We start from the raw sequence: 12,687 nt of genomic DNA, 5'->3' as shown, positions 1-12,687 counted from the left end.
GTTCGTTGTAAATTTAACTCATCATATCCTACCCTGCTGCTTACTTATCCAGCGTATACAGCGGAAGGTTAACAGGCAGCGCCGCTGGACGCTGACAGGTGCTCTTCATCGTATAGAACGTCTTTTCATCAGACGAGTCATGGAACGCCCACATGGCTTCAAGCACGTGATAGGCCAGTTCACCGCTTGCCCGGTGTGCGCGACCGCTGCGTGCTGCATAGGCCATATCTGCCACGCCGATGCCGCGGGTATTTTCCTGATATCCCGGAAGAAGCGGAGCTTCCGTCCACTCATGTTCACCCATCAAGCGGTAACGCACCGGACCGCCAAAAGTGTTCGGGTCAGGGACCTGCAGTGTTCCGTGAGTCCCGTACACCTCGATCGGCGGCAGTGCGCTTCCACCAAACACATCAAAGCTGGTAATCAGCGTACCGATGGCTCCTTGTTCGAATTGAAGCAGACCGGTGACATGTGTTGGAATGTCCACGGGAATGATCTGGCCTCTTTTTTTCTCACTTGTAATCGTCCGTTCCTCCATCGCTTTACCTGTCATCCCGGCGATGGATTTGATCGGCCCCATCAACTGCACGAGTGCGGTCAGATAATAAGGTCCCATGTCAAACATCGGGCCGCCGCCGCTGGCATAATAGAACTCGGGATCTGGATGCCAGAACTCATGCCCACGGCTCATCATAAAGGCGGTTGCCGCTACCGGTTTGCCGATAATACCATCCTCTACCAGCTGCAGTGCTGTCTGAATCCCTGAACCGAAGAAAGTTTCGGGTGCACACCCTACCAGCAGTCCTTGCCGCTTGGCTGTTTCGAGTACAGCCTGACCTTCTTCGCGGGTAACTGCAAGCGGTTTTTCAACATAAACGTGTTTACCCGATTCCAGCGCACGTATGCATACTTCGGCGTGAACGGCAGGAATCGTCAGATTGATGATCAGCTCAATCTCGGGATCAGCGAACATTTCGTCTACGGTGTATACGTTTGGAACGTTATAAGCCGCCGCCTGCTCCTCTGCTCGTTTCCTGTCCAGGTCAGCTACAGCACTAAGTTCCAGCACCTCGAAACGGTGACAGTTCTCCATATAGATGCCGCTGATTTTACCACAGCCGATAATACCTACTTTCATTGTTTTCATGCCCCTGCTCCCTTCGCCGTGCATCAAATATGTGGTTTAAGCTCTCTTTAAATATCGAATAAGTACACTCTTACCTGAACTCACCAGAAAAATCAGGTCTGGTTATCTGCCATTCCGGTGTACACCTCGGTCACACCCGCGTTCCGGCTCTTCGCCAGCTCTTTGCCAGCTGCGGTCCAGAGGAACCCGCTGCGCATCATCTCGGTTACAGGCTTCATGTCTACAATATCTGCATGGTGACCCAGCGAATTATAGAATACACGTCCTGCCCCCCAGCGTTTCGTCCATGCTACGGGCATATCCACAGGTCCATTCGCCGCATGAGGACCGGATACAATCGGGAAGCGGGTTGTGGCAAGCACCTCGACAGCCGGGTCCACGTGCAGGTAATACTGCTCACTCTTCACCTGAAAATCCTCGATATGGTCAAATAGTGGACTGGAGCCGCGTTTGATGTTCACCATGTATTCAACACCATCGTTGCCTGGATGAGCTACCCATTGTCCGCCCGTCATAAACTGCCAGTCAACGTTATTTCGGAACGCGTCACACATCCCGCCATGCAGCCCTGCAAGACCTACACCACTCTGAACAGCTGCCGAAACGTTGTTCACCAGTTCCTGTTCAATCTGCCCCATCGTCCACAGAGGTACAATGAGATCCAGACCCATCAGCTTTTCGGCATCCGCATAGGATTCCAGTGTATCAGAGACTTCAACTTCGAACTGCTCTTCCTTTAAAATACGTTCAAAAATAGCCGCTACCTGTTCCGGCTCATGTCCATCCCAGCCGCCCCACACAATCAGTGCTTTCCTCATCGTCTGTTCACTCACTTTCGATTATTCGATTTGGGTCATTCCTTGAAACTGACTATCTGACTAAAATATCGAATTGCAGCTCACCTGCATCTACTGATTTATATCCTTGTTTCCTCGTTACATCTCTTCGAGTGTTACCCAGCGGCGCTCTGACACGGACCTCTCCACGGCTTCAAGTACGGCTTGACACGCAACACCATCATGGAAGCTTGGCGATGGCTGACGTCCTTCCGAAATGGCTGTCACCAGTTCCAGCATCTCATGAGTGAAGGTATGCTCAAAACCGATCGTATGACCTGCAGGCCACCAAGCTTCAGCGTATTTATGCGCAGGATCGGTAGCCAGTACGCGGCGGAAGCCCTGCACATCCTCATCGTCCTTCGTGAAATACACTTCCAGTTCGTTCATGCGTTCAAAGTCAAAGCGTACACTGCCCAGACTGCCGTTAATCTCAAACGAGTTCGTACTGCGATGTCCGGCTGCGAATCGCGTCGCTTCGAAACTTCCCAGCGCTCCCCCTGCGAATCTTGCCAGGAATAGCGTAGCATCATCTACAGTTACCTCACCTTTAGGGGCATCTGCACTCGAACTGCCTTTCGCACTAAGACCTGTCATCTCGGAAGCGAGCGGGCGCTCTTTGATAAAGGTTTCACTCATACCGATCACCTCCTGGAATTCTCCAACGAGGAAACGGGCCAAATCAATTAAGTGTGCACCGAGGTCACCGTGTGAACCGGAGCCTGCAACTTCTTTTTGCAGACGCCATACCAGCGGGAAGTTCGGGTCCAGAATCCAGTCCTGAAGGAAGAACGCTCGGAAATGATAAATTTTACCCAATCGCCCACTCTCGATCAGATCCTTCGCAAGCTGCACCGCTGGTGAGAAGCGATAGTTAAACCCAACCATATGTTTGATGCCAGCTTCTTCAGCAGCTTCAAGCATCTCACGTGAGTCAGCAAGCGAGAGTGCGAGCGGTTTCTCACAGAATAAATGCTTGCCTTGACGAGCTGCCTCCAGCGCAATTTCCTTATGAGCATCACTCGGTGCATTAATGTCAATGAGATCAATATCATCCCGTTTCACCAGTTCACGCCAATCCGTAACACTCTCGGACCATCCAAACTGGTTAGCCGCATCCTGTACTCCCTGCTCATTCCGTCCGCAGATGACGGACATTTCAGGCTGCAGCGGGGCAGACGGGAAAAACATCGGCAAACTGCGATATGCATTGCTGTGAGCTTTACCCATAAATTTGTAACCAACCATTCCAACACGAAGACGATTTGACATGTTCATTTCCTCCTTTAATAGAATCCAGATAACCGGTCAGCATAACAATTCCATAACCATTTAATATGAGATATATGAGGTACTACAGAATTTATAAGAACACTTACTTTTATCAGCTCAACGGTACTTCATTTCAGGTACGCCGGCTGGAAGAGGCACGAATAATCAATTCTGTCGGCAAAAGAGTCCGTGAAGAGTCGTAACGAACCCCACCATGGTATTCCTTTGCATCTGCTGCAGCATGGGTACCCTGGATCAGTTTGGACACAGCAAGTTCGCCCATCTCGAAAAAAGGAACCCTCACACTGCTCAGCGCCGGAACGGCCATCTCGGCTGCATCAGAGTCGTCATAACCAACAAATGCCGGGAAATCCTGGGTACGCACGCCCCGTTCACGCAAGCCATGCATTACTCCGATAGCCATCCGGTCATTTGCTGCAAATACCGCATCGATCTCATGCAATCGTTCAGCAATCAAGGCTGCTGCCGCTATCCCGCTGCGTCTGCTGTAATTGCCTTCGAGCAGCAGGCTCCGGTCCAGCTCCATGCCTGCCTCATGCAGACCCAGACGCACACCTTCAAGCCGGTCCTGGCTGTTGGAATAGCGGTCTGGTCCATTCAAAAAAGCGATTTTGCGGTAACCCTGATCGGTAAGATGGCGTATGGCAAGCCTGCTGCCCTCGACATGATCAGCATCCACTTCCATGAACGACTCTCCTGCAAAATGCTGGTTCATCACGCAAAATGGATGTCCTTCCTGATGCAGCTGCTGCATGGCAGCCAGCTCATTATGCTCATGTCTCGCACCCAGAATGATGCAGGCATCCACCTTCTGTCTTCGAAACAGATCCGTATAATTCATGACTTCACCGGCGGTCTGAAACATGACAAGCAGATCGAGGCCGTTGTCTCGTGCTTTGCTTCCAATGCCGCTCAACATTTCCGAGAAAAAATAGGCCGAAAACAAATGTGCCTTCGGAACGTAAGGCAGCACTACGCCCAGATTACCGCTCTTACTTCTGGCAAAACTGCGCGCAAGCGCACTGGGTACATAACCTAATCGCTCGGACGCTTCAAGCACCCTACGGCGAGTCTCCTCCCTGATCGGTCCAACGCCGTTCAGCACTCTGGATACCGTAGCCTCGGACACCCCCGCAAGTTCGGCCACTTCTCTGCGAGAAGCCATGCCTTTCACCTCCTTCAGGAGAACTGCGCAGGTAAAAACAACTCGTAAATCATGTTTATGTACGCGCGTACATTTTCTCATGCCATGTAACCGTTGTCAATGCTAAAACAACAAAAAGAATGAGGAATTCAGGATTAACCTTTTCCTCATTCTTTTTTTGTCAATAACACAGCGCACAATGCCTTCTATTATAAATAGAGAGTTGTAACGGATACTCATCTAGCTGCAGAGCAGAGCCATAATTAGAGCATATGATCTATACTTTCAAATCAAATAATATACAGATGAACATAGACCTCATGCGTTTGATGTGATGCCTGATTCCTTGGAAGATAGGCTGAACTCGGCCTGTTCCATCGCTTTATCGATTTTCCGAATACGGCCCAGCGGCTCGCTGGAAGCCTGAAGCTTACGCACTTTATGCAGGACCTCCTTGTTCGGCAAAAAGTGCTGGGAACGAATAAAACGAATCGTTTTGGTTTTGGCCCGCATCACGATGGAATCCGTCTCGGCCCGGTCGTCTGCTAGATAGCGCACGCCGCCAAGAATTTCACCAGGTGTCACACCGGTTGCCGCAAAAATAACGTCCTCCGTGCCGATCATGTCCTCCATCGTTAACACTTTGTAAGGGTTATCGATCCCCATCTGCAGGCAGCGCTGGAATTCGTCTGCATTGGCAGGCATAAGTCGGCCTTGAATCTCGCCTCCCAGGCAGGACAGAGCCGCCGCAGCCAGCACCCCTTCAGGTGCTCCGCCTGATCCAACATACAGATCAATACCCGCTTCCGGGAATGCAGGTGCCATCGCCCCTGCGACATCGCCGTCACTGAGGAATTTGATACGCACGCCAACTTTGCGAAGTGTTTTGATGGTGTTCTCATGACGTACACGATCCAGAATCATGACGGTAAGATCGGAGATGTTTTTATTCAGAGCAGCTGCAGCCTTTTCCAGGGTCACCTCAACCGGGTCTTCAATTCTGACTTTGCCTACCAGCGCAGGACCCACTGCCAGCTTCTCCATATACATATCCGGAGCATGTAGCAGATTGCCTTTTCCCGCCACCGCAATGACCGAAAGTGCGTTGTTCAGCCCTTTGGCTACAATCTCCGTTCCCTCCAATGGATCTACAGCGACGTCAACCTCTGGCCCCTCTGCATTTCCTACTTCTTCACCAATGTACAGCATGGGAGCTTCATCCATCTCTCCTTCACCAATCACGACTGTGCCGCGGATGGACACAGAATCAAACATGGCACGCATTGCCAGGGTAGCTGCTTCATCTGCACTATTCTTATCGCCTCTGCCCATCCAGGGTGCTGAAGCTAAAGCTGCCAATTCCGTTACTCGTACAATTTCCAACGCCAGTTCGCGTTCCATGCTGCCACTTCCCTTCCGGTTTTTCACAGCATAACGTGAAGGTCACCCGAAATCTATCGCAAATCCATATGAATTCAATCTACGAAACGGCGAAGCAGCAGCCTTGTATCAACTTTTTACTTATTTTTCTATTTATTAATTAGATCATTTGCACTCGTTGGAGGGCCATATTCAGCAGCGAGAAAGCTGCTTCTTCTCCGTCTGAATATTAATATTTTTTCCAATTCTCAGTATAGAGTTCTTTCCTTTTGCCTGCTAAGGCCGTCTGGACACTATGATAGGCTGCTAAGTTCTTATAACTCAGGTCTGGATGCACTTCCGGGCAAAATACAGCACCTCCCCTCGCCTAATTTAGGCGAGAATCGAAAACGATTTTCGGGGAATAATGTTAGCCTTCTCATCGATTAATAAAATGGAATTAACACATGAGCTCTATAGAACGCATTCTGATCTTCGTTCAATAAAACAAAGCCCTCATTTTAGTATTAATCAGGACTTTAGCTTTCATTAATGACATAGATGGTGTCTATAAAGGTTATCGAAAAATATAAGTTTACATAATAATAATTACGTAATTAAAATAAAGAGAATCTACCCACTTAATTCCATTTATTAAAATTTGAACTTGGTATTCTATCGGAATCACCCTGCGTGCTTCGAAAAACGCGGCATCCATTCATTCTTTTTCTGTCTGTTTATTACAGGCCAAGGCAGGGATTAACACTTATTCTCTTCAAACAGAAATAAACAAGACCGCATCCGTTATTGTAACGGACTCGGCCTCGTTTTCTAACTTAGATTATGGTTCTATTCCCCACACCAGCTGACTGCTCACATATCCGGTCACCTTGTTATGGTCCGTATATTGATTCCCCGCTGCCATGAAAGAATAGTCATCCGACTGATTGTAGTTAGACCAGTTGTTTTTAGAGAAACGGCCCTGTATCTCTGCACTTTCTCCCGGTTGGAGCGTACCAGCATCACTGGTGAACCCTACTTCAACATAATAGTCAGCACCAACGGCAGGCGCTGTCATCTTGACAAAAGTACTGGTGACATTAGCACTCCCCACACTTGCCCAATCAGACCAGAATGTTTGGGTTTCCTCTCCATCAACGGTGTAATAATAGCGAACTTTCACATCACTAAGCTTAATGGCGGTATCGCCGGAATTAATCAGCTTGAATTTGGGTGCAATTCCGTTAGTCGAAGCACTTGTATTGCCGTTATAAGCCTGGATCGTCAGTTTACTATCCGTCGGCACTACAACAACGGTATCATCCAAGACATTCAACTTAAGCACCGCATCCTTACCTCCATCGAAATGAAAAGTTAGACTCGTTTGGCCTAACGGCAGCGTACTCATGTAGGATTGGTGCAGCACCACCGTTGATCCTGATGCCGTATAATGCTGCCCGGATACAAGTTTTGCACCTCCATTTGCAATGTCCGTAAGCTGATGCCCGTTCAGAGTAAGCGAGATGGTTATATCCTTAGCGGCAGTTTCCGCTTTATTAAAGGAGGCTGTTACAGGCGAGATTGCTGCATCGGGATTTGGCTGGTTCACTTTCAGATCGGGCAGTTCATCCAGTGTGATGACATAATCACTTTGATAGAGCGTTTTGAGTGTTGCAGCGTAATTGAATGCTTCGCTCATCAGATGTTCACCGTACCACGGACAGAAATAGAGCCAGCCTGCTTTTTCGTCCATGAGGTTTTGCACACTTGGAACGGTGTCGTTCTCGGTCATCGCTACCATCTTCTTGCCATTCGTAAGGTTCACCAGCTGATAGAAGATCGAGGTAATTGCATCCTCATTAGGTACCCCTGACAATCCATCATATCGGTTGTATATGGTATTATACTTGTCGTAACCGACCAGATCCACCTGATCATCTCCTGGATACCAGGCTGGAGAAGTGCTGTATACATAGCTGTTGTAGGTCCAGATCAGATTATGCAGATCATAGGTTTCCGTCAGCTCGGTGTAGAGCATATCCCACAGCTTTTTGTACACATCCGCTCCAGCAGAAGCCCACCAGAACCATGCTCCCTCTCCATTCAATCCTCCGTTCCCCTCTGCTTCATGATATGGGCGGAAAATGACCGGCACATCGTTATCCTGCAAAATCTGCAGCTGCTCAGCCAGATCTTCGATGGTCATGATAACGTACTGGTACTCCTTCGTACCGGGAATGACGGCTTTTGCTGTATCAAAATTAGTCTCTGTCGGTTTGTACGTTGCCTCTTTCCAATCAACAAAATCGCCCAGCTGGTACGTATTAAAGTTCCGCGGCACGTTAATGTGCCAGGATGCCGTTGCAATGCCTCCACGATTATTTACCCAATCAATCATGCGATCGGTCGTGCCGTCTTCCCAACCATAAAGCGGATTGTAATTCATGAGATCAAAACCCCGTATCGCCGGATATTTCCCCGTCAGATCATGAATCCATTCAAACTCCAGTTCCGAATCTCCGTCATTCCCTCCTCCATATATCTCCTGTTGTCCCGAAATGATGTTGTGTCCATATACCTCCGTTAAGTAGTTCATTAATATTTGCGTTTCCGGTGTGGCCTGAGAATCCGTAAGCACAGGCTCCACGTTCAGCGGATCAAGATCGGCGTAATCCACTGTGAACGTATCAAAGTAAGCGTATCCCCAACCAGCCTTCAGCTGAATCGTGTTGCTGCCCTTGTTTAGTTTATGAAAACCAAAATCATAATCCGACCATGTCGTTGTGTAAGGCAGCATATAAGAGCCTTTAGTCATCCCGTTAACCGCCAGGTATTGAAGCCGGCCATCCATGCTGAGTTCCTGCATATAACGCGTGGAAATGCTGTACATGCCCGTTTCGGGAACCGTCACATTCAGTGTGATTGTACCCGAGCCCTGCATCCATACAAATCCGCTTCCTGAGTATCCTGGCTTGGGTTGTCCATAAATTTGGTTAACCACCTGCAGTTCCGGGCTTAGTTCGGCATCTTCCCCTTCAATGGTGAACAGCGGAGCATCTGCATAAGTCGGAGCCGTCGTCGTTACTGCCAGCATGCCAAAAAGCAGTGTACAAGCCAGCATCACAGCGAACACCTTTTGAACCCTTCTCCTCATTCCCGTCTTCATTCCGTTCCTCATTTTCATCTCCCTTTCCATCTGAAATGTGAGAGCGAAATGTGCATAAATCTATTCATGATGGCGCTTTCATATGTAAACATATCACGAGAGCAAACGATTGTAAATATATGGTTAAATCAGGCGGTGTATACCCTGACTAACCAAGAAAATACTGCTATGCAGTGAAATAAAAGATGTTCTGCAGCACTGTAACGAAAACGCTTCACTTAGGGCGGATTACATTCTATTTTTCGGGTCTATGTATTGTAAAAAGGCAATTCATCTAATGTCAGAATAAACATACTTTATTCTCTTTTTATGACCTGAAATCCAGGTGATCATGAATTCTGGTGACTTCGTTTTGCTATTGTTCATGGTGAATTCTTCCACGTTTTTCGTTATATTCAACCTGTAATGCCCATCCGTGGATGACACATCATGATACTCAACCGTATCGTTCGGATATATAACCATCACCTGTACACGGCTTGCTTTTTTCATGCGAATCATATCAAAGGTTACAGCCGCCTTGTACGTTCCGTGATCTCCCCCGTAACTTTCTACCACCTGACTGGTATTTACGACAGCTTCAGCATTCCCTAGGTAATTTACGAACAGCATAATCACAAACAGCGCTGCTGCAGTAATAGCAATGAAACGTTTCCTCTTCATCCTAATCAGACGCACACTACTGCTCCTCCTTTCGATCCTAAAATGACTCTCTTACGAACGAAAATTTCACAAAAAAAGAATTTGCTGCGGACAGAGCTTTATCTCCACTCGCAGAAAATTCTCTATTATTTATAATATTACCATAATCAAGTATGCAGAGTAAGCATCACTTCACCTGCGGATACTTTCAAACTTCGGATGCATCTGTGCCGGATGCAGCTTTTACCACAGGGGATTCCGTTTTTCCGCTGCTGTAATGCTCGCTCGCCCTCTTTACCGCTCGTATAATGCCGCCATATCCTGTGCATCGACAGAGGTTGCCGCATAACCCGGTTTCAATCTGCTCTTGAGAAGGGCTCGCATATTCATCGAGGAGAGCCTTAGTTGAGATAATCATACCCGGTGTACAGTAACCGCACTGGAATCCGCCTTCTTCCACAAAGGCCCGCTGAATGGGATGCAGTTCCCCTTCGGACTCACCGCGAACTCCTTCAATGGTGGTAATCTCACTACCCTCACATTGATAAGCCATGGCAAGACAGGCGTTAACAGGTTCACCATTCAGTAGGACCATACACGCACCGCATCGACCGACCTCGCAGGAAACTTTAGTCCCTGTAAGCTGCAGTTGATCTCGCAGCAGATCGACAAGCCGTGTTCCGGGAGCCGTATAGAGATGTCTGGTTTCACCATTCACTACAGCGCTCCATTCCTGGTGTACAGGCGGTTTCATCACGATGGTTTCACTCCCTCCGGCAAAAGCATATCCAGACCCATCATCAATTCCTCTCGCGGTACAGGTAGACGGTTAATCCAGACCCCGACCGCCTGATGAATGGCCGCCGTAATAGCCGGTGCAAGCGCTACGGAGCCAATCTCGCCAATGCCTCTCGGGCCAAATGGATCACCTTCTGGCAGTTCTTCAATCGCTTCGACTTCCAGCCGGGAATGTATGTCTTTGATTGTCGGAATCAAATACGTATCCAGATTGGACGTCAAGTAACGACTCTGCTGCATGACAGCATCCTCGATCAGTGTGAATCCAAGAGCCATCACACTGCCGCCTTCAATCTGCCCTATATATCCCATCGGATTCATGACCGGTCCTGCGGCCACAATATGCCGTGTATCCAGCACTTTGGTTTCTCCCGTCAGTCTATTGACTTCCACCTCTGCGACCACTGCAGCATACGTATAGAGATAATGACCTCCCACCACATGGTCAGGCGTCGTAGGGTAATGAAAGGTGGTATCAAAAATCCAATCCTCGGCTTCACCCTGTCTCACCAGTTCCTTATAAGCAGTCACAAGTCTGGAGGAAACGGGTGAGGAGGAATCTGTCGTTGTCCATATTCCTGCAGGCCCTGTTATCAGCCGCTCTGCCGGAATTCCGGAAATCTGCGAGGCCGTGGTAAGCAGCTTGTTACGGAAGACATGCTGCAGGCGCTGCAGCGCCATCCAGGCCATCGTGGTAGAACGGGATGCTGTGCTGGAGCCGCTATGCGGTACACGATCTGTATCTCCAATAACGATACTCAGATCGGACGTATGACACTGAAACAGATCACAGAGCATGATCTCAAGCGTGGCGACCAGACCCTGCCCGAACTCCTCATAACTGAAAGCCGCTTCGATTTTGCCCTCTGCATTCAGCGATAAACGTCCGCCTGCCGGATCTGGAATACCATATCCCAGTCCTGCACCATGCATCGCTATAGCGGCACCAACTCCGCGTTTAATCCAAGGGGGGCGTGTTGATTCCGGCTGGGGATGAACATGTTTTTGCCATAGTTCTGAACGATCCACTGCCTCCCACACCTGCGATAACCCTTCTGTGGGCAAAATCTGCTGATTAAGCGGTCCGGGATCTTGCTTTTGCCGTAGATTTCGCCTGCGGAATTCCCACGGGTCCATATCTATCATCTGTGCCAGCCGGTCCATCTGTCCTTCCATCGCAAAAATCGCCTGGTTGCCGCCAAAACCGCGAAACTCTCCGGATAATCCGTTATTCGTATATACGGAAACACCCTCAACATCCACATGCGGAATAACATAAGGCCCCATGCAGTGCTCGGTGCAGAAATTTAAAACAGGCGCACCAAGGGTCGCATAGGCACCCGTGTCCGCGGTAATCCGAACGCGATGAGCCTGCAGCATGCCTTCACGGCTTATGCCGGTCTGCATCTCGATCTTCATCGGATGGCGTTTTAACCCTGCCCGCACCGATTCTTTGCGCGAGTTGTGCATCTTGACCGGACGGCCGCACTTTAAGGCAAGGAGCGCACCATAAGGCTGCACGTTCAGCTCATCCTTTCCTCCAAACGAACCACCGATCGGTGAAGACACCACTCGAATATTCTCTTCCGGGCAGCCAATAATACGGGCCAGCTGCATGCGGTCCTTGTATCCATGCTGCGTTGCCGCATATACATTCAGACGTCCTGTCTCGTCGGGAACAAAGAGTCCGCCCTCGGTTTCCATATACGCATGCATCTGCCGAGGTGTATAATAAGTCTCCGTCACGACATGAGCACAGTTGGCAAAAGCCTGCTCGGGATCGCCACGCTTAATCTCCGTGCGATGCAGCACATTCCCTGGACCATGCGGATGCAGTTCAGGCGCTCCTGAAGCGAGTGCGGCATCCGTGCTGTCCAGCGGCTCAAGCTCTTCATACTGCACCCGAATGGCTTCCAGGGCCAGCAGCGCTCGTTCAGGGGAATCGGCCGCAACCGCCGCAATCGCATCGCCGATATAACGAACGGTATCTTCACAGAACACCGGCTGGTCAGGAGTTGCTATACCAAACCGATTAAGTCCTGGCACATCCCTCGCCGTCAGCACGGCATATACCCCTTCCATTGCTTCGGCTTCCGAGATATCGATAGACAACAGCCGTGCATGCGGATAGACACTTCGCAACACTTTTCCATAGAGCATGTCAGGGAGCGTCAGATCGGTGAGATACTTCAGTTCACCCGTAACTTTAGGAGGGCCATCAGGCCGCAGGTGCCAGCGTTTTCCACTCTGTTCCCGGTTAAGCAGCATGATCGTTCTCCCCTTTCTTGTTCGTAGAGGTACG

At 49.4% G+C, this 12,687-nt stretch carries 9 protein-coding genes; all 9 read right to left on the bottom strand.

Annotation, left to right across the window (positions count from 1 at the left end):
* Positions 1-40: 40 nt before the first annotated feature.
* Positions 41-1,147, bottom strand: coding sequence for a Gfo/Idh/MocA family oxidoreductase (locus ABXS70_RS10155; RefSeq protein WP_342551333.1), 1,107 nt, complete (start codon positions 1,145-1,147; stop codon positions 41-43).
* A 92-nt stretch (positions 1,148-1,239) separates the two neighbouring features.
* Positions 1,240-1,965 (bottom strand): ThuA domain-containing protein, encoded by a 726-nt coding sequence (locus tag ABXS70_RS10150; RefSeq protein WP_342551334.1) that lies wholly within the window; start codon positions 1,963-1,965, stop codon positions 1,240-1,242.
* Positions 1,966-2,082: 117 nt separating this feature from the next.
* Entirely contained in the window at positions 2,083-3,255 is a 1,173-nt protein-coding gene (locus ABXS70_RS10145) for a Gfo/Idh/MocA family oxidoreductase (RefSeq protein WP_342551335.1), read from the bottom strand.
* A 133-nt stretch (positions 3,256-3,388) separates the two neighbouring features.
* The gene (locus tag ABXS70_RS10140) at positions 3,389-4,441 is read right to left on the bottom strand and encodes a LacI family DNA-binding transcriptional regulator (RefSeq protein ID WP_342551336.1); all 1,053 of its coding nucleotides are present in this window, start codon (positions 4,439-4,441) and stop codon (positions 3,389-3,391) included.
* 297 nt (positions 4,442-4,738) lie between these two features.
* The gene (gene glpX, locus ABXS70_RS10135) at positions 4,739-5,821 is read right to left on the bottom strand and encodes a class II fructose-bisphosphatase (RefSeq protein WP_366295578.1); all 1,083 of its coding nucleotides are present in this window, start codon (positions 5,819-5,821) and stop codon (positions 4,739-4,741) included.
* Positions 5,822-6,620: 799 nt separating this feature from the next.
* Positions 6,621-8,933 (bottom strand): glycosyl hydrolase, encoded by a 2,313-nt coding sequence (locus ABXS70_RS10130; protein ID WP_366296595.1) that lies wholly within the window; start codon positions 8,931-8,933, stop codon positions 6,621-6,623.
* Between the two features lie 282 nt (positions 8,934-9,215).
* On the bottom strand, positions 9,216-9,623 hold the full coding sequence (locus ABXS70_RS10125; RefSeq protein WP_342551338.1) for a hypothetical protein: 408 nt from the start codon (positions 9,621-9,623) through the stop codon (positions 9,216-9,218).
* Between the two features lie 172 nt (positions 9,624-9,795).
* Complete coding sequence (locus ABXS70_RS10120; protein ID WP_342556357.1) at positions 9,796-10,341, bottom strand: (2Fe-2S)-binding protein; 546 nt, start codon at positions 10,339-10,341, stop codon at positions 9,796-9,798.
* On the bottom strand, positions 10,341-12,653 hold the full coding sequence (gene pucD / locus ABXS70_RS10115) for a xanthine dehydrogenase subunit D (RefSeq protein ID WP_342551339.1): 2,313 nt from the start codon (positions 12,651-12,653) through the stop codon (positions 10,341-10,343). The genes ABXS70_RS10120 and pucD overlap by 1 nt, the downstream gene beginning before the upstream one ends.
* Positions 12,654-12,687 lie beyond the last annotated feature (34 nt).

The sequence above is a fragment of the Paenibacillus sp. AN1007 genome (assembly GCF_040702995.1).
GTDB lineage: Bacteria > Bacillota > Bacilli > Paenibacillales > Paenibacillaceae > Paenibacillus.
This window is presented reverse-complemented; position numbering and strand designations above follow the sequence as displayed.

Coding starts and splice junctions, on each gene's coding strand:
- ABXS70_RS10155 (WP_342551333.1), bottom strand. CDS start 1,147: ATGAAAACAATGAAAGTAGGTATTATCGGCTGTGGTAAAATCAGCGGC.
- ABXS70_RS10150 (WP_342551334.1), bottom strand. CDS start 1,965: ATGAGGAAAGCACTGATTGTGTGGGGCGGCTGGGATGGACATGAGCCG.
- ABXS70_RS10145 (WP_342551335.1), bottom strand. CDS start 3,255: ATGTCAAATCGTCTTCGTGTTGGAATGGTTGGTTACAAATTTATGGGT.
- ABXS70_RS10140 (WP_342551336.1), bottom strand. CDS start 4,441: ATGGCTTCTCGCAGAGAAGTGGCCGAACTTGCGGGGGTGTCCGAGGCT.
- glpX (WP_366295578.1), bottom strand. CDS start 5,821: ATGGAACGCGAACTGGCGTTGGAAATTGTACGAGTAACGGAATTGGCA.
- ABXS70_RS10130 (WP_366296595.1), bottom strand. CDS start 8,933: ATGAGGAGAAGGGTTCAAAAGGTGTTCGCTGTGATGCTGGCTTGTACA.
- ABXS70_RS10120 (WP_342556357.1), bottom strand. CDS start 10,341: ATGAAACCGCCTGTACACCAGGAATGGAGCGCTGTAGTGAATGGTGAA.
- pucD (WP_342551339.1), bottom strand. CDS start 12,653: ATGCTGCTTAACCGGGAACAGAGTGGAAAACGCTGGCACCTGCGGCCT.